This is a genomic window from Mesorhizobium sp. M1406 (assembly GCF_040317555.1).
Taxonomy (GTDB): domain Bacteria; phylum Pseudomonadota; class Alphaproteobacteria; order Rhizobiales; family Rhizobiaceae; genus Mesorhizobium.
On sequence record NZ_JAMYKW010000010.1, the window covers coordinates 122,110 to 139,481 of the forward strand.

The 17,372-nt window shown below is 63.2% G+C and carries 11 protein-coding genes; 7 read left to right on the top strand and 4 right to left on the bottom strand.

Features of this window, described 5'->3' with window-relative positions; genetic code table 11:
- Positions 1 to 71 precede the first annotated feature (71 nt).
- The 4 genes from hemH to NKH03_RS12035 all read left to right on the top strand — a co-directional run bounded on the left by hemH (position 72) and on the right by NKH03_RS12035 (position 4,047).
- Complete coding sequence (hemH, locus tag NKH03_RS12020; RefSeq protein WP_352877874.1) at positions 72 to 1,136, top strand: ferrochelatase; 1,065 nt, start codon at positions 72 to 74, stop codon at positions 1,134 to 1,136.
- 151 nt (positions 1,137 to 1,287) lie between these two features.
- Positions 1,288 to 2,532 carry an NAD(P)/FAD-dependent oxidoreductase gene (locus NKH03_RS12025; protein WP_352968535.1) on the top strand — a complete coding sequence of 415 codons (1,245 nt, stop codon included), beginning with the start codon at positions 1,288 to 1,290 and terminating at the stop codon, positions 2,530 to 2,532.
- 88 nt (positions 2,533 to 2,620) lie between these two features.
- Positions 2,621 to 3,571 carry an SPFH domain-containing protein gene (locus tag NKH03_RS12030; protein WP_352863281.1) on the top strand — a complete coding sequence of 317 codons (951 nt, stop codon included), beginning with the start codon at positions 2,621 to 2,623 and terminating at the stop codon, positions 3,569 to 3,571.
- A gap of 11 nt (positions 3,572 to 3,582) precedes the next feature.
- Positions 3,583 to 4,047 (top strand): NfeD family protein, encoded by a 465-nt coding sequence (locus tag NKH03_RS12035; protein WP_352968536.1) that lies wholly within the window; start codon positions 3,583 to 3,585, stop codon positions 4,045 to 4,047.
- Positions 4,048 to 4,051: 4 nt separating this feature from the next.
- On the opposite strand, the gene NKH03_RS12040 is transcribed toward NKH03_RS12035, so the two are convergent.
- On the bottom strand, positions 4,052 to 5,053 hold the full coding sequence (locus NKH03_RS12040; protein WP_352968537.1) for a KpsF/GutQ family sugar-phosphate isomerase: 1,002 nt from the start codon (positions 5,051 to 5,053) through the stop codon (positions 4,052 to 4,054).
- A gap of 251 nt (positions 5,054 to 5,304) precedes the next feature.
- Between NKH03_RS12040 and NKH03_RS12045 the strand changes: the two genes are divergently transcribed.
- Positions 5,305 to 7,092: an outer membrane beta-barrel protein gene (locus tag NKH03_RS12045; RefSeq protein ID WP_352968538.1), complete on the top strand. Its 1,788-nt coding sequence runs from the start codon at positions 5,305 to 5,307 to the stop codon at positions 7,090 to 7,092.
- A 52-nt stretch (positions 7,093 to 7,144) separates the two neighbouring features.
- Here NKH03_RS12045 and galU read toward each other — a convergent pair whose 3' ends face one another.
- Positions 7,145 to 8,047 (bottom strand): UTP--glucose-1-phosphate uridylyltransferase GalU, encoded by a 903-nt coding sequence (gene galU, locus NKH03_RS12050; RefSeq protein WP_352968539.1) that lies wholly within the window; start codon positions 8,045 to 8,047, stop codon positions 7,145 to 7,147.
- Positions 8,048 to 8,256: 209 nt separating this feature from the next.
- On the opposite strand from galU, the gene NKH03_RS12055 reads away from it, so the two are divergent.
- Positions 8,257 to 9,477: a lytic murein transglycosylase gene (locus NKH03_RS12055; RefSeq protein ID WP_352877865.1), complete on the top strand. Its 1,221-nt coding sequence runs from the start codon at positions 8,257 to 8,259 to the stop codon at positions 9,475 to 9,477.
- A gap of 74 nt (positions 9,478 to 9,551) precedes the next feature.
- Positions 9,552 to 10,766 (top strand): SGNH/GDSL hydrolase family protein, encoded by a 1,215-nt coding sequence (locus tag NKH03_RS12060; protein WP_352968540.1) that lies wholly within the window; start codon positions 9,552 to 9,554, stop codon positions 10,764 to 10,766.
- 133 nt (positions 10,767 to 10,899) lie between these two features.
- On the opposite strand, the gene NKH03_RS12065 is transcribed toward NKH03_RS12060, so the two are convergent.
- Together NKH03_RS12065 and gltB are read right to left on the bottom strand one after the other, a co-directional pair.
- Positions 10,900 to 12,354 (bottom strand): glutamate synthase subunit beta, encoded by a 1,455-nt coding sequence (locus NKH03_RS12065; protein ID WP_352968541.1) that lies wholly within the window; start codon positions 12,352 to 12,354, stop codon positions 10,900 to 10,902.
- A 140-nt stretch (positions 12,355 to 12,494) separates the two neighbouring features.
- The gene (gene gltB / locus NKH03_RS12070) at positions 12,495 to 17,246 is read right to left on the bottom strand and encodes a glutamate synthase large subunit (RefSeq protein ID WP_352877859.1); all 4,752 of its coding nucleotides are present in this window, start codon (positions 17,244 to 17,246) and stop codon (positions 12,495 to 12,497) included.
- Positions 17,247 to 17,372 lie beyond the last annotated feature (126 nt).

Consider the following 17,372-nt stretch of genomic DNA (forward strand, 5'->3'; position numbering starts at 1 on the left):
TAAGGTGCGGCCAGACGCTGCATTGAAAGCGCACACAAGATGGTTAGGTTCGCGTCTCCCGGAGAACCCTTATGACGCTATCCACCCCTGTCGATCCCAAGGCCGCGAAGGCACTTGGCCCGTTGCCCGCCGGACACCCGCCGGTCAAGGCGGGCAAGATCGGCATCATGCTGGTCAATCTGGGCACGCCTGACGGCACCGATTTCAAGTCGATGTGGCGCTATCTCCGAGAATTCCTGTCCGACCCACGCGTCATCGAGCTCAACAGGGCGATCTGGTATCCGATCCTCTATGGCCTGGTGCTCACCAGGCGGCCGAAAACGTCGGGCGCCAACTATGCCCGGATCTGGAACCGGGAGAAGAACGAGTCGCCGCTGCGCACCTACACTCGCGGCCAGGGCGAGAAGCTGGCCGAAGCGCTGCGCGACCTGCCCGAAATCGTCGTCGATTGGGCGATGCGCTATGGCAATCCTTCGACCGAAAGCGTTGCCCAGCGTCTGGTCGACCAAGGCTGCGACCGCATTCTTTCGTTCCCGCTCTACCCGCAATATTCGGCGACGACCACGGCAACCGCCAACGATCAGCTGTTTCGCGCGCTGATGAAAATGCGCCGTGCACCGGCCATCCGCAGCGTGCCGCCTTACTACGACGAGCCGGTCTACATCGAAGCGCTGGCGCGCTCGATCGAACAGCATCTGGCGACGCTTGATTTCGAGCCGGAGGTGGTCGTCACCTCCTATCATGGCATCCCGAAACCCTATTTCGAGAAGGGTGATCCCTATTATTGCCATTGCCAAAAGACGACGCGATTGTTGCGTGAACGGCTCGGCTGGGATGACAAGAAACTAATCATCACCTTCCAGTCGCGCTTCGGCGCGCAGGAATGGCTGCAGCCCTATACCGACAAGACGGTCGAGAGACTCGCGCAGGACGGCGTGAAGTCGATCGCCATCGTCAATCCGGGTTTTTCCGTCGACTGCATCGAGACGCTGGACGAGATCGGCCGCGAGGCGGCCGAGACCTTCCATCATGCCGGCGGCAAGAACTTCGCCCATATCCCTTGCCTCAACGACAGCGCCGAGGGCATGGCGGTGCTCGAGGCGACGGTGCGGCGCGAACTGTCCGGCTGGGTCTAAAGCAATTCCAGGAAAAGTGTGAAACGGTTTTCCGTCCGGAATTGCTTCAAACAAGAGTCAGAGCGGCTCGCCGCTTCCGTGACGCGGTGAGCCGCTCTGTAGCGGAACAACACAAGCTCCGGGGCGTTAAGGCGCGCCCCCGGAGAATTCGATGCCCCGCAAGCTCGACCTGAGAACCGGACGGCCCGTCTGGTCCGCCTATCGCGCGCCTGCGGTGCCGACGGACAGCCTGACCCGCGACGTCAAGACAGATGTGCTGATCGTCGGCATGGGCATCAGCGGCGCCATGATGGCGGAAGCTCTGACGGCACAGGGCCGTGCGGTGATCTGCATCGACCGGCGCGGCCCGCTGAAAGGCTCGACGGCCGCGACCACCGCGCTGGTGGAATTCGAGCTTGATCAGCCGCTTTCGACCCTGTCAAAGATGATCGGCAGAGACTCGGCGAACCAGGCCTGGCGACGCTCGCGGCTCGCCATTTCCAATCTTGCCGCCCGCATCGCCGAACTCGGCATCAATTGTGGTCTGAGCCGCACGCCTTCGCTCTATCTGGCCGGCACCTTGCTCAGCCCATCGCAACTACGTGACGAGGCCGACGCGCGGCGGCAAGCCGGCATCGGCGCGACCTACCTCACACCGGCGGCGCTGGCGGAAAATTTCGGCATCGATCGTGATGGCGCCATCCTCAGCCATGGCAATATCGCACTCGACCCGCGCAAGCTGACGGCCGGCTTGTTGCTCAAGGCCGCGGAGCGCACGGCACGTTTCTATGCCCCCGTCGAAGCGACGGTGATCGTGGACAGCGCCGACGCGGTTGTCGTCGCGACCAGGGATGGCCCGACCATCACCGCGCGACATGTTGTTCTGGCCACCGGCTACGAACTCGTCGATATCGTGCCGGCAGCAGTCCACCAGATCGTCTCGACCTGGGCGATCGCGACACGACCGCAATCGCGAAAGATCTGGCCTCGGGCAGCCTTCATCTGGGAAGCGTCGGACCCTTACCTCTATCTGCGCGCGACAGCCGACGGCAGGGTCGTCTGCGGCGGCGAGGACGAGGACTTTGTCGATGAGACCCAGCGCGACGAGCTGATCGCTGACAAGAGCGCACGCATTGCCGAAAAACTTGGCCTGATATTTCCGCATCTCGACACCAGGCCTGAATTCGCCTGGACCGGTTCTTTTGGCACCACGACCACCGGCCTGCCCTATATCGGCGCCATTCCCAGGCATCCTCGCATCCATGCCGTGATGGGCTACGGTGGCAACGGCATCACCTTTTCGCGGATCGCTTCCGAGATTGTCTCGGCTTCGATCAACGGGCTGGACGATACGGATGCAAGGCTGTTTTCTTTCAACCGTAGGGTGCAATTCGACAAACAATCCATCATCACCTGATTGTAACGCGTCTGAAATACACTTAAGCCTTTGGTGAAGTCGGTTGCGCGAGAATGGCTTGTGCGGCCTACGCCCGAGGGAGAGCCAAATGGATTTCAGTGGTTTCGATATTGCGGTTGGTGCACTTGCCCTTCTGGTATTGGTGCTTCTGATCAAAGGCATTAGGACGATCCCGCAAGGCTACAATTATACGGTGGAGCGCTTTGGCCGTTACACCAAGACACTGAGCCCGGGCCTCAATTTCATTTTCCCGTTCGTCGACCGCGTCGGCGCCAAGATGAACATGATGGAGCAGGTGCTCGACGTTCCGAGCCAGGAAATCATCACCCGCGACAACGCCATCGTCGGTGTCGATGGCATTGCCTTTTTCCAGATCCTCAATGCGGCGCAGGCCGCCTACCAGGTTGCGGGCCTGCAGAACGCCATCCTCAATCTGACGATGACCAACATCCGCACCGTCATGGGTTCGATGGATCTGGACGAGCTGTTGTCGAACCGCGACGCCATCAACGAGCGGCTGCTGCGCGTCGTCGACGAAGCAGCGCATCCGTGGGGAATCAAGATCACCCGCGTCGAGATCAAGGATATCAACCCGCCGGCCAACCTCATCGAATCGATGGGTCGGCAGATGACGGCGGAACGCAACAAGCGCGCGCAGATCCTCGCCGCCGAAGGCCTCAAACAGTCGCAGATCCTCGAAGCCGAAGGCCGCAAGGAAGCCGCCTTCCGCGACGCCGAGGCACGCGAACGTTCGGCCGAGGCGGAAGCCCGCGCCACGCAGGTGGTGTCGGAAGCCATTTCCAAGGGCGACGTGCAGGCGCTGAATTACTTCGTCGCCCAGAAATACACCGAAGCGCTGGGCAAGATCGGCACGGCCACCAACAGCAAGATCGTGCTGATGCCCTTCGAGGCGTCGTCGCTGATCGGCTCGCTCGGCGGCATTGGCGAGATCGCCAAGGAGGTTTTCCGCAGCGAAGGCACGACCGGCGCGCAAAGGCAGGCCGCGCGCCCGCCAGTCGTTCGCCCGACCGATAACTGAGCTCGAAACCCATGATCGACCGCATCATTTCCGAACTTGGCCCGTGGAACTGGATGGTTCTCGGCTTCGCCCTGCTGGTGATGGAAATCATCGCGCCCGGTATCTTCATGCTGTGGATCGGCATCGCCGCCCTGATCATCGGCGCGGTGTCGCTGCTGATCTGGGACACCGCTTTCTGGACCTGGCAGGTCCAGGTCCTCGCCTTCCTGGCGCTGTCGATGGTCTCGGCCTATATCGGCAAGAGACTGGTCGGCAGTCGCAATGACCCGACCGACCAGCCGCTGCTCAACCGGCGTGGCGCGCAAATGGTCGGCAGGATGGCGACACTTGCCGAACCGATCCGGGATGGACGTGGCCGCATCAAGCTGGGCGACACGCTGTGGCGTGTCTCCGGTCCGGATCTGCCGGCCGGCACGCAAGTGCGCGTGACGGGTGCGGCCGACACCGATCTGGAGCTGACGGTGGAGCCCGTCTGAACGTTCAGGCCGCGCCGATCCGCAAGAGATCGTGCAGGTGGATGAGGCCGACTGGTTTGCGGCCCTCCACCACCATGAGGCTGGTGATGGCTGAATTGTTGATCGTCTGCAGCGCCGTCGCCACCAATGTGTCAGGCGCCGCCGTCTTCGGTCTTTTTGTCATCACCTGATCCACCGTCATCGCCAGCAGATTGCTGCCGATATGACGGCGGATGTCGCCATCGGTTATGATGCCGACCAGCGCACCGTCGGCGTCGGTGATCGCCACGCAGCCAAATCCCTTGCGCGACAGTTCCAGGATCGCGTCCTGCATGCCGGTGCCGGTGACCACCAGCGGCAGCCTGTCGCCGACATGCATGATCTCGCGGATCTGCGTCAGATTGGCGCCGAGTTGGCCGCCTGGGTGGAAGGTGCGAAAATGGTCCGGCGTGAAGCCGCGCGCTTCGAGCAGGGCGATCGCCAGTGCATCGCCCATTACCAGTTGCAGCAGCGTCGATGTCGTCGGTGCCAGGCCGTGCGGGCAGGCCTCCGGCGCGCGCGGCAAAAGCAGCACGACGTCCGCGGCCCGAGCCAGTGCCGATGTCTCTCCGGCGGTGATGGCGATAAGTGGGATGGAGAAGCGCCTGGAATAGGCGACGATGCCCATCAGTTCCTTGCTTTCGCCCGACCACGACATGGCGATGATGGCGTCGTCCCTGGCGATCATGCCGAGATCGCCGTGATTGGCTTCGGCGGGATGGACAAAGAAAGCCGGCGTGCCGGTCGAGGCCAGCGTCGCCGCGATCTTCGAACCAATATGGCCGCTTTTGCCGACACCGGTGACGATGAGCCGGCCTTCAATCCCGGAGATCATGTCGACGGCTTGGGCGAAAGGCGCGGCCAATCCGTTCTCCAAGGCCTCGGCAAGGGCCGCGACCCCCGCCTGTTCGGTCGCCACCGTCCTCAGCGCCGAAGCGATCGACGCTTGCCTGTCCAAAGGCTTGTTATCCAGGGATTCCGCATGCATGGCTGAAGCGATTAGCGCTTTGCCGGCGCGCTGTCCAACGGAAATGGCCCTGGGCATGTCGCCCGAATGTGTGCGGCGGTTTGCGACAACGACAGGCATGGAGACCAAAAAGCTTAACGCGCGCCGTATGAATCCCTTGGGAAGTCAGCGCTTCAGGCGGCCAACGGCCTGCCGCCTCAACCCTCCGTTAACCATCCCCATTTACGGTTCGGTAAGTATGGCGCGCGTGCGCCGCGCAAGCAGTGGTGGCGATGTCCGGGGCCCAGCCAGAAAAATCGAGAGGATGTGAGGGCAAGGCGGTCTGCGCCTTGCTGCTGGCGACCAGCATGTTTGCCCTGCTGCGCCCAACGGCGCTCCATGCGCAGGAAACGGAACTGCGCGGCGAGGTTTCGGAATCGGCGATCCTGTCCGACCAGCAGCGCAAGGCGAGACAGCTCGCTTTGGCGGCGCGGGGTCGGGTCCCGACCAATGCGGCGCAAGACAATGCGCTGGCCCGCACCTATCTGCCGGCCAGCGCCGGCGCTGTGCCCGACGATACGGACACCGGTGACGCAACCGCGACCGGCAGCGTTTTCGACCCGCCGGGAGCCACCGACGATACTTCCGCCGACACCGCGGCGCCGCCCAAGCCTCGCCGCCGCTCATCGACCGCCGGGCAGAATGCGGCCGACCAGGCCAGGGACAAGGCCGCGGACAAGTCGAAAAAGAAGAAGTCGACGGCGGCAGCCACCGACATCACCGCTTCCACGACCGCCTCCACGACGGATGCCAGCGATAGTGCAGGCACCGACGAGGAAACGGCCAACCGCCGCGCCCTCACCATCGACAGCGCCGACAAGCAGAAGCTCGACCCAGGAGCGGAGCGCACGAACGCCATCGAAGGCCAGAAAAAGAAGCCGGAGGATGACCCGTTCGCCGCCACCGGCGTCAAATGGGGCTCCTTCGTCATCCGACCGACGATCGAACAGGGCCTGACCGCCACGTCGAACGGCGATTCGAGCAATGCCGGCAAGTCGGCACTGCTGTCCGAGACGGCGCTGCGCTTTTCCGCCGCCTCCGACTGGCGCGAGAACTCCGCCACGATCGACGGCTATGGCCTGTTCCGCGAGACCGTCTCGGGTTACCCGGTTCACAATGAGCAAGGGCGCATCGAAGGCCAGCTCAATGTCGACCTCGACAATGAACTGCGCGCCATCGCCAAGCTCGGCTATGAGGCCGTGCCGGAATCGGCCTCGTCGCCGGACGCCATCGCGGGCGTCAGCAAGCAGCCGCTGCGGCAGACCGTCGACGGCAGCCTCGCCGTCGAAAAACACGTCGGCAAAATGCAGTACACGCTCACCGGCGCGCTCTCGCACGACTTCTATGGCGACGCCAGGCTTTCGAACGGCACCTCGCTGTCGCAGAAGGATCAAGACTCCACGCTCTACACCGCGACCTTGCGCACCGGCTACGAGATCTCCCCCGCCCTCACCCCTTTCACCGAAATCGAGGTCGGCCGCCGGGCCTATGATCAACGCATCGACAATGAAGGCTTCGAGCGCTCGTCGACGCGGCTAGGCGCCCGCGCCGGCCTTGCGCTCGACATGGGTGAGAAACTGTCGGGTGAATTCTCGGCCGGCTGGCTCAGGGAAGCGATCGATGACAAAGATTTGGATGCGATTTCGGGTGCCACCATCAACGCCGACCTCAAATGGTCGCCCGAACGCGGCACCACGATCGGCTTGACCGGGCGGACCACCGTCGAGCCCACGACCACGGCCAATGAAAGCGGCGATATCCTCTATTCCGGGCGCCTGACCGCCGAACGTCGGATTCGCGCCAACCTCACCGGAAATGCGGCTTTGGGCCTGGACTGGCGTGATTATGTCGGCATCGACGGCCACGACAGGATCTTGAGCGCCGAGGCGGGCATGACCTTGTGGCTGAACCGCTATGCAGGCCTGACCACAAGGGTGAGGACCGAAAAGCTGACCAGCAATCTACCGGGCCGCGACTACACCGCCAACAGCATCTTCCTCGGCGTGAAAGTGCAGAGATAGGAAATCTAGGCAGCACAGTCAGGCAAAGCGATGTATCGCTAGCTTGACTGCCTTAAGCGACGCCGAGCCGCTCCGATGGTCTTATCTCATCAAGAAGGGTGCGGATCACGCCGGCCATGTTCTCGTTCATGTCGCTGCGCCACAGTGCGAAGGCGACATTGGCCTCGACAAAACCTTCCGGCGATCCGCAATCGAACGTGCGGCCCCGATAGTGGTAGCCATAAAAGGCCTGCTGCTTTTCCAGCTTCAGCATCGCGTCGGTGAGCTGGATCTCGTTGCCGGCGCCCTTTTCCTGGCCTTCGAGGATCTTGAAGATCTCGGGCTGCAGGATGTAGCGGCCGTTGATGTAGAGATTGGACGGCGCGGTGCCGGTCTTCGGCTTTTCCACCATCTCGGTGATGCGGAAGCCGTGATGCGTGTCCTCGCCACGGCCGACGATGCCGTATTTGTGGGCTTCGGCGGGATCGCATTCCTGCACGGCGATGATGTTGTTGCCGGTTTCCTCGTAGAGCTCGACCATTGCCTTCATGCAGCTCTTCTCCGACTGCATGATCATGTCGGGCAACAAAAGCGCGAACGGCTCGTCGCCGACGAGCTCGCGGGCGCACCAGACGGCGTGGCCGAGCCCCATCGGCACCTGCTGGCGGGTGAAGCTGGTCTGCCCCGGCGCCGGCTGCAGCCGTTGCAGGCGAGCGAGTTGGTCGTCCTTGCCGCGCTGGGCCAGCGTGTCATAGAGCTCGAACTGGATGTCGAAATGGTCCTCGATGACGGCCTTGTTGCGGCCGGTGACGAAGATGAAATGCTCGATGCCGGCCTCGCGCGCTTCATCCACCACATACTGGATGACTGGTCGGTCGACGACGGTCAGCATTTCCTTGGGGACAGCCTTGGTGGCCGGGAGAAACCGTGTGCCGAGACCGGCGACCGGGAACACTGCCTTGCGAACTCTCTTCATGCAGTCAATTATCCGTTTGATGGGCAGCTCCGCAATCCCCGTTGCAAGACATTTTCACGCCGGAATTGAGGATTACTGGGCGACAGGGCAGGAGCGTTCGCCGGAAACCTTCGAGACGTCTTTTCGTTCGCGGCGGCACCTATGGTAAACTAATTCCTAACCTGGTTCGGCGATGAATGGTCTTTCCTGAGACAGAGAAGGAGGAAAAGATGTCCGTTCGCAATGCCGCAAAACTTTTTGCCAGCGTCATAGCGGCAGCCAGCCTCTCGCTCGCTCTGCTGATGCCTGGCCCCGCTTTCGCCGATGCCGGCTTCCGGCAATGGGTTGCCGGCTTCCGCGCCACCGCCGTGCAGAGCGGCGTTTCCGGCGCCCTCTACGACCAGGCCTTCAGGGACATCAAGGATATTGACCCGGTGGTGCTGGAAAAGGCGCGCACGCAGCCTGAATTCACAGCCCCTGCCTGGGACTATTTCGACAACCGCGTCCATGACCAGTCGGTCTCGGTCGGGCAGCAGATGGCCAGGAAATGGAAGCCGTGGCTAGACAGGATCGAGTCACGGTTCGGCGTCGACCGCTACGTCCTGCTGGCCATCTGGTCGATGGAATCGAACTATGGCGAAATCCTCAAGCGCGACGACATCATGCGCAATGTCGTGCGCTCGCTGGCGACCTTGGCCTATGCCGATCCGAAACGGGCGAAATTCGCCCGCACCCAGCTGATCGCCGCGCTGAAGATCCTGCAGACCGGCGATATCGACGAAAGCCATCTGAGCGGATCGTGGGCGGGCGCCATGGGCCACACCCAGTTCATCCCGACCAGCTACCTGCACTATGCCGTCGACATGGACGGCAACGGCAAGCGCGATATCTGGAATTCTATTCCCGATGCGCTGGCGACCGCCGCCAACCTGTTGAAGAAGAATGGCTGGCAGGCGGGCAAGACCTGGGGCTACGAGGTCGCCCTGCCCGCCGGCAAACTTCCCGGCGGTTCCAAGACGCTGTCGCAATGGCAGGCTCTCGGCGTGGTCAGGGCCAATGGCAAGCCGTTCAAGAACGGCTCCGACAAGGCGACGCTAAAGGTGCCGGACGGCCGCAGCGGGCCAGCCTTCCTGATGATCAAGAATTTCTCGGTCATCAAAGCCTACAACAATGCCGACAAATATGCGCTTGCCGTCGGTCTTCTTGCCGACGAGATCGCCGGCTCCAGCGGTCTCGTGCAGGACTGGAAGCGGCCTTTCACCAAGCTCACTTTCGAGGAAAGGCAGGAGCTGCAGAAGCGGCTTTCCCAGCACGGCCTTTACGACGGCAAGTTCGACGGCAAGATCGGCGACGGTTCGAAGTCAGCCATCATGGCGTTCCAGGCCAGCGCCGGCTTGGCCCAGGATGGCTATCCGAGCATGGAAGTGCTGAAGTGGCTCCGGCGGAAATAGAGCCACCTGCGGTGCCGCGCGGCCTTTCGGGCGCGCAAAGGACTGTAGCGATCTGCCAGGGATGGAGGAAACGATTGGCTTCGGCTGCGCGCATCGCAGGGCTTGTTCGCCGCATGCCGGTGCTCATTCTGGCCGTCATCGTGCTCGCCGTCGGTATGGCCGGCGCATTTCATGCACCGGCCATGGCGCAGGAGCAGCAAGACCGTGGCTGGTCGTTGCGCGACCTTCTGTTCCCGCGCCGCAGCGAGCGGTTCGAGCCGCCGCTGGATATCCAGAAGGCAAGGCCCAGGCCCAAGGTGAAAAAACCCCGGACGCCGCGCCCGCCCGCGGAACCGGAAACCCCTGTAGTCGAAAAGGCGCCGGATGCCCGCACCGTCCTGGTGGTCGGTGACTTCATGGCGGCCGGTCTCGCCGAAGGCCTCGACACCGCCTTTGCCGAGAATGCCGGCGTCAGGATCGTCGTTCGCGGCAATGGTTCGTCCGGCTTCGTGCGCGACGACTTCTACAACTGGCCCGAACAGATCAAGTCACTGATCGAGACCGAAAAGCCCGCCGCCGTAATCGTCATGCTGGGCTCCAACGACCGCCAGCAGATGAAAATCGGCGACGTCCGCGAACAGCCGCGATCCGAAAACTGGACCAAGGAATACGAGCGTCGCACCGACGCGTTCGGCAAAGCCATTACGGAGGCCAAGGTGCCTTTCCTTTGGGTCGGCATGCCGGCCTTTCGGGTACAGAAGATGACCTCCGACATGCTTGCCTTCAACGACATCTACCGTCAGGCCGCCGAAAGCCATGGTGGCGAATTCGTCGATATCTGGGACGGCTTCGTCGATGAGAACGGTGCCTTCGTCACCAGCGGCCCCGATATCAATGGCCAGCCGGTGCGACTGCGCGCCGATGACGGCATCAACGTCTCGAAGGCAGGCAAGCGCAAGCTTGCCTTCTATGCCGAAAAGCCGCTGTTGAAGATCCTCGGACTGACCGCGCCGGGGAGCGCGGTCACGGCATCCGCCCCGGCGGGCGCTCCCGTGGAGGCGCCGGCGCCGGCCGCGGCCCCCATTGTCATCGACCGAACCGCACCGATGCTGCTCAGCGATCCGGCACTCGATGGCGGCACCGAGCTGCTTGGCGCGGCACCGCTGGCGAAGGCTAATCCGGACCTGCCGGGTGAAAAGCTGGTAATCGAGGGCAAGGCACCAAATGCCTCGCCCGGCCGCGCCGACGATTTCTCCTGGCCGCCTAAGGCCGCCGCCGCGACCGACACCACGACCGCGATCAATCGTTAATGCATGTCGCCCAAAAGTGACCTCGGTTTTGGGAGAACGACATGCATAAAAACAAAGACCTAAAGCGCGTCGACTGAATCCGTTCAAACGCGACGCGCTTTAGTGTCGCGGAGCGGCCCCGAGGCCGTTTGGCTCAGCGCGGGAGAACGCTCGATCCCATCAACGACTCGTCGATCGAGCGTGCCGCCTGGCGGCCCTCACGGATCGCCCAGACGACCAGCGACTGGCCGCGACGCACGTCGCCGGCCGCATAGAGCCTGTCGACGCTGGTCCTGTAGTCACGGTCGTTGGCCTCGACATTCCTGGAGCGGCGGTTGTCGGTGACGATCTTCATCTTACCGTCCAGCTCCGTCGCCACACCAGCCTTCGCCGGACCAGCAAAACCGATGGCGATGAAGGCGAGATCGGCGCGGATGACGAATTCGGTGCCGACGATCGGCTTGCGCTTGTCGTCGACCTCACAGCACTTGACGCCGGTCAACTGGCCTTCCTCGCCGATGAATTCGAGCGTTGCCACCTGGAATTCGCGCTCCGCGCCTTCGGCCTGCGAGGACGAAGTGCGCATCTTGGTTGCCCAGTAGGGCCAGACCGAAAGCTTGTCTTCCTTCTCCGGCGGCTGCGGACGGATGTCGAGCTGGGTAACACGCACGGCACCCTGGCGGAAGGCGGTGCCGACGCAGTCGGACGCGGTATCGCCGCCGCCGACGACGACGACATGCTGACCGCCCGCGATGATCGGATGCGACGGCCACGCCACAGACTGGATCGGTTCGCCGCCGACACGCCTGTTCTGCTGCACCAGGTACGGCATCGCGTCATGCACGCCGCCGAGATCGTCGCCGGGAATGCCGGCCGCACGCGGCGTTTCCGACCCGCCGCAATAGAGCACGGCATCATGTTCGGCGAGCAGCTCGGCAACCGGCTTGTCGACACCGACATTGATGCCGCAATGGAAGGTGACGCCCTCGCCCTGCATCTGCTCGATGCGGCGGTCGATATAGTGCTTCTCGATCTTGAAGTCGGGAATGCCGTAACGCATCAGCCCGCCGGGCCGGCTCTCGCGCTCATAGACATGGACGTCGTGGCCGGCGCGGCCGAGCTGCTGGGCAGCCGCCATGCCGGCCGGGCCGGAGCCGATGACGGCGACACGCTTGCCGGTCTTCTTCTCTGGCGGATAAGGCCTGATATGGCCGGTTTCATAGGCCTTGTCGGCGATCGCCTGCTCCACCGTCTTAATGGCGACGGGAATGTCCTCGAGGTTCAGCGTGCAGGCTTCCTCACAGGGCGCGGGGCAGATGCGGCCGGTGAACTCCGGGAAATTGTTGGTCGAGTGCAGGTTGCGGATCGCGTTGTCCCAGTCGCCATTGTAGACGAGGTCGTTCCAGTCGGGGATCTGGTTGTGGATCGGGCAGCCCGTCGGTCCGTGGCAGTACGGAATGCCGCAATCCATGCAGCGCGCGGCCTGTTTCTCGACCTCCTTGTCCGACATCGGCAGCGTGAATTCACGGAAGTGCCGGATGCGGTCGGAGGCCGGCTGGTACTTGTGCACCTGCCGGTCGATTTCGAGAAAGCCTGTTACCTTGCCCATAGTCCAGTTCCTGCTGTCCAGATGGTGCGGTTTTCGCCGCACCCGTTAACCTCTTGAGGCAGCCATGGCAACCTTTCGCACGAGGTCAAACTATCGATGAAGATGGGCCGGGAAACCTGGGCCTCCCGGCAATTCCAAATCTATTCTGCCGCCACGCCCATGCGCATGCGTTCCATCTCGATCAGCGCGCGACGGTATTCGACCGGCATGATCTTGCGGAATTTCGGCCGGAATGTCGTCCAGTCGTCGAGTATCTCGCGACCGCGCACCGAACCGGTGTAGTGAACATGGTTCGAGATCAGCTGGTAGAGCCGCTCCTCGTCATGGCTGGTCATGTCGCCGGACACGTCGACGCGACCCTTGTGATCAAGGTCGCCGCCATGGTGCAGCAGCCTTTCCATCAGGTCGTCTTCTTCCGGAACCGGCTCCAGCTCGACCATCGCCATGTTGCAACGCTCGGCGAAATCGCCGGCCTCGTCGAGCACATAGGCGACGCCACCCGACATGCCGGCGGCGAAGTTGCGGCCGGTCTGGCCGATGACGACGACGATCCCGCCGGTCATGTACTCGCAACCATGGTCCCCGACGCCTTCGACGACGGCCGCCACGCCCGAATTGCGCACGGCGAAACGCTCGCCGGCGACACCGGCGAAATAGGCCTCGCCCTCGGTCGCGCCATAGAGCACCGTGTTGCCGACGATGATGGAGTCCGCCGCGACGATCTTGGCCTCTTCCGGCGGCCGGATGACGATGCGGCCGCCCGACAGGCCCTTGCCGACATAGTCGTTGCCGGCGCCGACAAGCTCGAACGAAATGCCACGCGCCAGGAAGGCGCCGAAGGACTGGCCGGCGGTACCGGTCAGCTTCACCGAGATCGTGTCCTCGCGCAGGCCCTTGTGCTTGAAGCGCTTGGCCACTTCGCCCGACAGCATGGCGCCGGTCGAGCGGTCGACATTGCGGATGTCGACCTCGATCTTGACCGGTTGCTTGCTTTCGAGCGCGGGCTTGGCCAGTTCGATCAGCTTGCGGTCGAGCACGTCGTCGATCGGATGCTTCTGCCGCTCGGTCCAGTGCACCGCTTCATGCGGCGCATCCGGCTTGAAGAACATCTTCGAGAAGTCGAGCCCGCGTGCCTTCCAGTGCACGATCAGGTCGCGCTTTTCCAGGAGGTCGGTGTCGCCGATGATCTGGTCGATATGGGTGTAGCCCATCTCGGCGAGCAGACCGCGAACCTCTTCCGCCACATAGAAGAAGAAGTTGATGACATGCTCCGGCGTGCCCTTGAAACGCTTGCGCAACACCGGATCCTGCGTCGCGACTCCGACCGGACAGGTGTTGAGATGGCACTTGCGCATCATGATGCAGCCGGCCGCGATCAGCGGCGCGGTCGAGAAGCCGAACTCGTCGGCGCCGAGCAGCGCGCCGATGATGACATCGCGGCCGGTGCGCAAGCCGCCGTCGACCTGCAGTGCAACGCGTGACCGCAAGCCGTTCAGAACCAGCGTCTGGTGTGTCTCGGCGAGGCCCATTTCCCACGGACTGCCGGCATGCTTGAGCGAGGTCAGCGGCGAGGCACCGGTACCGCCATCATAGCCGGAGATGGTGATGTGGTCGGCGCGCGCCTTGGCGACGCCCGCCGCAACCGTGCCGACGCCGACTTCCGACACCAGCTTGACCGACACGTCGGCCGCCGGGTTGACGTTCTTCAGATCGTAGATCAGCTGTGCCAGATCCTCGATCGAATAGATGTCGTGATGCGGCGGCGGCGAAATCAGGCCGACGCCCGGCGTCGAATGCCGGACCTTGGCGATGGTCGCGTCGACCTTGTGGCCGGGTAGCTGGCCGCCCTCGCCGGGCTTGGCACCCTGCGCCACCTTGATCTGCATCATGTCGGAATTGACGAGGTATTCGGCCGTGACGCCGAAACGCCCGGAGGCGATCTGTTTGATCGCCGAGCGTTCGGGGTTCTTGCCGCCGCCAGGCAGCGGCAGATAGCGGTCGGCCTCTTCGCCGCCCTCACCGGTGTTCGACTTGCCGCCGATCTGATTCATGGCGCGCGCCAGCGTCGTGTGCGCCTCGCGTGAGATCGAGCCGAACGACATCGCCCCGGTCGAGAACCGCTTGACGATGTCGGCCGCCGACATGACGTCGTCGAGCGCGACCTTCTTTCGGCCAGTCTCCTCGGCCAGCTTGAGCCTGAACAGGCCGCGAATGGTCTGTGCGCGGGCCGTCTCGCTGTCGATCTGGGCGGAATAGTCCTTGAACGTCTCCCACGATCCCTGGCGCACGGCGTGCTGCAATGTGGCGACCGCGTCGGGCGACCATATATGCGCCTCGCCTCGCATGCGGAACATGTATTCGCCGCCGACCTCGAGGCTGTTGCGCAGCACCGGGTCGTTGCCGAAACCGTCATTGTGGCGGCTGAGCGTCTCGGTCGCGATCTCGTCCAGCCCGACGCCTTCGATCAGCGTCGCTGTGCCGGTGAAATATTGCTGCACGAAATCGGTCTTCAGCCCGATGGCGTCGAAAATCTGCGCGCCGCAATAGGACTGGTAGGTCGAGATGCCCATCTTGGACATCACCTTGAGGATGCCCTTGCCGATCGACTTGATATAGCGCGAGACGACCTCGTAGGCGTCCACTTCCTTCGGCAGCTCGCCACGCTTGTGCATGTCGAGCAGCGTGTCGAAGGCGAGGTAAGGATTGATCGCCTCGGCGCCATAGCCGGCGAGGCAGCAGAAATGATGCACCTCGCGCGGCTCGCCGGATTCGACGACGAGGCCGACCGAGGTGCGCAGCCCCTTGCGGATCAGGTGATGATGGACCGCGGCCGTCGCCAGAAGCGCCGGGATGGCGATGCGGTCCGGCCCGACCTGGCGGTCGGACAGGATGATGATGTTGTAGCCGCCGGCGACCGCCGCCTCCGCCCGCTCGCACAAGCGGTCGATGGCGCCCTGCATGCCCGCGGCCCCTTCGGCGGAGCCATAGGTGATGTCGATCGTCTTGGTGTCGAAGCGGTCCTCGGTGTGGCCGATGGAGCGGATCTTTTCGAGATCGCCATTGGTCAGGATCGGCTGGCGCACCTCGAGCCGCTTGCGGCGCGAATTGCCGACCAGGTCGAAGATGTTCGGCCGCGGCCCGATGAAGGACACAAGGCTCATCACCAGTTCCTCGCGGATCGGATCGATCGGCGGGTTGGTGACCTGGGCGAAGTTCTGTTTGAAATAGGTGTAGAGCAGCTTCGACTTGTCCGACATGGCCGAGATCGGCGTGTCGGTACCCATCGAGCCCACGGCTTCCTGGCCTGTCGTCGCCATCGGCGACATCAACAGCTTGGTGTCTTCCTGGCTGTAGCCGAACGCCTGCTGGCGATCGAGCAGGCTGACGTCCCTGCGCAGTTCGCGCGGCTCGACCGGCTTCAGATCTTCCAGGATGAGCTGCGTATTGGCGAGCCAGGTCTTGTAGGGATGCTTGGCCGCGATCTCCGACTTGAGCTCCTCGTCGGAAACGATGCGTCCCTTCTCCAGGTCGATCAGCAGCATGCGGCCGGGCTGCAGCCGCCACTTCTTGACGATCTTCTCCTCCGGCACCGGCAGCACGCCGGCTTCCGAGGCCATGATGACGCGGTCGTCGTCGGTAACGATGTAACGCGCCGGGCGCAGTCCGTTGCGGTCGAGCGTGGCGCCGATCTGGCGGCCATCTGTGAAGACCACCGCCGCCGGTCCGTCCCACGGCTCCATCAGTGCCGCATGGTATTCGTAGAAGGCCTTGCGATCGGCATCCATCAGCTTGTTGCCGGCCCAGGCTTCCGGGATCAGCATCATCATGGCGTGGCTGAGGCTGTATCCGCCCTGGAACAGGAACTCGAGCGCATTGTCGAAGCAGGCGGTATCGGATTGGCCGTCATAGGAGATCGGCCAAAGCTTCGAGATGTTGTTGCCGAACAGTTCGGAATCGACGGACGCCTGCCGCGCCGCCATCCAGTTGTTGTTGCCGCGCACGGTGTTGATCTCGCCATTGTGGGCGACCATGCGATAGGGATGCGCCAGCTTCCACGATGGGAAGGTGTTGGTCGAGAAGCGCTGGTGGACGAGGATCAGTGCCGTCTCGAAGCGCGGATCGATCAGGTCCTTGTAATAGGCACCGACCTGATAGGCCAGGAACATGCCCTTGTAGACGATGGTGCGCGCCGACAGCGACACGCAATAGGCGCCGATGTCCTTGTTGTCGTTCTCGGCATAGATGCGGCCCGATATGACCTTGCGCAGCAGATAGAGCCTGGCCTCATACTCCTCGTCGTCGGTAATGTCCGGCGTGCGTCCGATGAAGATCTGCCGGTGGAACGGCTCGGACGCCACGATATCAGCCGCCTTCGACAGCGACGAATTGTCGACGGGCACGTCACGGAAACCGATGAGCGGAAGCCCCTCGGATTGCGCCGATTCGGCGATGATGTCCTCGATATGGGCGCGAAGCGCCGCGTCCTGCGGCATGAACCAATGTCCGACTCCGTACTGGCCCGCCGGTGGCAGGTCGATGCCCTGGGCCGCCATTTCCTCGCGGAAGAAACGATCGGGAAGCTGCACCAGCACGCCGGCGCCATCGCCGACCAGGGGATCGGAACCGACGGCGCCGCGATGCGTCAGGTTTTCAAGCACGGCCAGCCCGTCCTTGACGATCTGATGCGACTTCACGCCCTTCATATTGACGATGAAGCCGACGCCGCAGGCGTCATGCTCGTTGCGCGGATCGTAGAGGCCTCGGGCGGAAAAGCCGTTGCCGGTGCGGCCAATGTTGGATCTACCGATATTGGTCAGGGACGTATTTTTGACGGCTGCCGCTTTCGTCTGCGCGGCCTGGCCGTTCGTCGCAGAGTGCGTCATGTCCGTCATCTCCTGTCCTCCGTTCCCAGCCCGTCGGGCGCTGGTTTGCCTCGGCAAGCGCTTGGCTCACCCTGATCCTTGCGGCACGTCTTGCGAAATCCTTGCCGGACCAGGCGGCTTTCCGCATGGTTCGTA